We start from the raw sequence: 1,715 nt of genomic DNA on the forward strand, positions 1-1,715 counted from the left end.
CAAACTTCAGAAAGCGACATTATCGACCACGATTTATTTTCATTTTCATGAAAGGCGCTAGCACGGAGGCGCCCGCGGCAATTGTAAGAGTCGCTGCCAGCAACCTTGTCATAAGGGACGGCGTTCCGATTCGCAACTTTAGTCAGTCCGAATGTCGGGCCTCTTATTTGCAATTCGAATTGTCCGTTCAATACATCGCATTCCTTACCAATCATGGCAAGTCCCATCGCGAACGTTCGTTTTCGGACAGACCATGCGTCTATCGCTCGAGATGCGATGTGACTTGCATCAAATTGTTACGCAACATTTCTAATCGTAACCAAAGATTACAGGATATTCCGGTGGGCGCCTAGTGCCGACCGGAATACAGTGAGGGGGATTTGAAAACCGGGCGCTGCATGGAGACGAGGTTGGCCGCCAAGCGACACTTCATCAAACGGACCGCGCGCTTGGAATCGGCGACATTTACCACTTGGTTCCTCTTCTATCGTTTGCGCGCCCAAATTGCTGAGCTATAGAAATACGATGTGACATGACCGTCGTGCGCGCCTCCGGTTGCGTCCTCAGTTGGGACGCACCTTCGATGCCATTAGCCGATAAATCGGCGTTGTCCGCGCAACCCGTCAAAAAAACTACGATCCGCGAAGCGTCTCTCTTCCGGGATTGTCGGTTCGATTGCAGACGTTCGCAGCCCGTGTGTGCGAAGTAATCGGTAGAGTGTAACGCGAGATATCTCCAGTTCTCGGGCAGCATCGCTTAGACGTCCCCGGTTACGCAGCAGCGCGAGTTCGATGGCGTGTCGCTCCGCCGCCTGCCGAGCCTCGGCGAGTGAGATTGGCTCAACTTCTACATAGTCACTCAGCTCAAGATCGCTGGCCGTGATCTGCCGGCTCTCCGACATCACAATCGCGCGCCGCACGCGATTGATCAACTCGCGCACATTGCCCGGCCATCCATAGTTGTAAATCGCGGCAGTCGCATCGGGCGCAAAGCCACGCAGACGCCGGCTCGTATCCTTTTTGAAGCGATCGAGTATCTGCTTCGCGAGCAACTCGACGTCGGTGCCCCGCGCACGCAGCGGTGGCTCGTCAAGTTGCAGCACGCACAAACGGTGATACAGATCGGCGCGGAAGCGGCCATCCATCATCGCGCTATCCATATCTACGTGAGTCGCAGAAATGATGCGTACATCCACCGGCGTGGACCCATGCCCACCGAGCCGTTCAATCTTGCGCTCCTGCAGGAAACGCAGGAGGCTTGCCTGGCTTTCGAGCGGTAAGTCGCCGATCTCATCGAGGAACAGCGTGCCGCCGTTCGCCGCCTCCACCCGGCCGATTTTGCGTTGATTCGCGCCCGTAAACGCACCGCGCTCATAGCCGAACAGTTCCGATTGCAACAGGGGCGCAGGAATGGCGCCGCAATTGATCGCGACGAACGGCTGTTCGCGCCGTGCCGAACGTTCGTGAATCGCGACCGCAGTGAGTTCCTTACCCGTGCCGGATTCGCCGGAGATAAAGACGGGCGCGTCGGTCGTGGCGACCTTTCGGATGGAGCTAAACAACCCGAGCATGGCCTCGCACGAGCCGAACATCCCGCCTTCGGCGCCCCCTGTATGCGGGGCGTCCGACGCATGCTCGTGCAGAGAAGCCATGCCATAAGCGTGACCCACGGCATTGACGATACGATCGTCCGAAGTGGGAAGCGTGACGTAATCG

2 protein-coding genes are annotated in these 1,715 nt (G+C 57.3%); both read right to left on the reverse strand.

Going from position 1 to position 1,715, the window contains the following annotated elements; genetic code table 11:
• On the reverse strand, positions 1-227 hold a 227-nt coding region (locus WCA53_RS30550), incomplete at its 3' end, for a hypothetical protein (RefSeq protein ID WP_423920251.1).
• A 362-nt stretch (positions 228-589) separates the two neighbouring features.
• The coding region (locus WCA53_RS30555; protein WP_423920254.1) for a sigma-54 interaction domain-containing protein at positions 590-1,715 on the reverse strand (1,126 nt) is incomplete at its 5' end.

Origin of the sequence: Caballeronia sp. (assembly GCF_049581465.1) — a bacterium.
Taxonomy (GTDB): Bacteria; Pseudomonadota; Gammaproteobacteria; order Burkholderiales; family Burkholderiaceae; genus Caballeronia.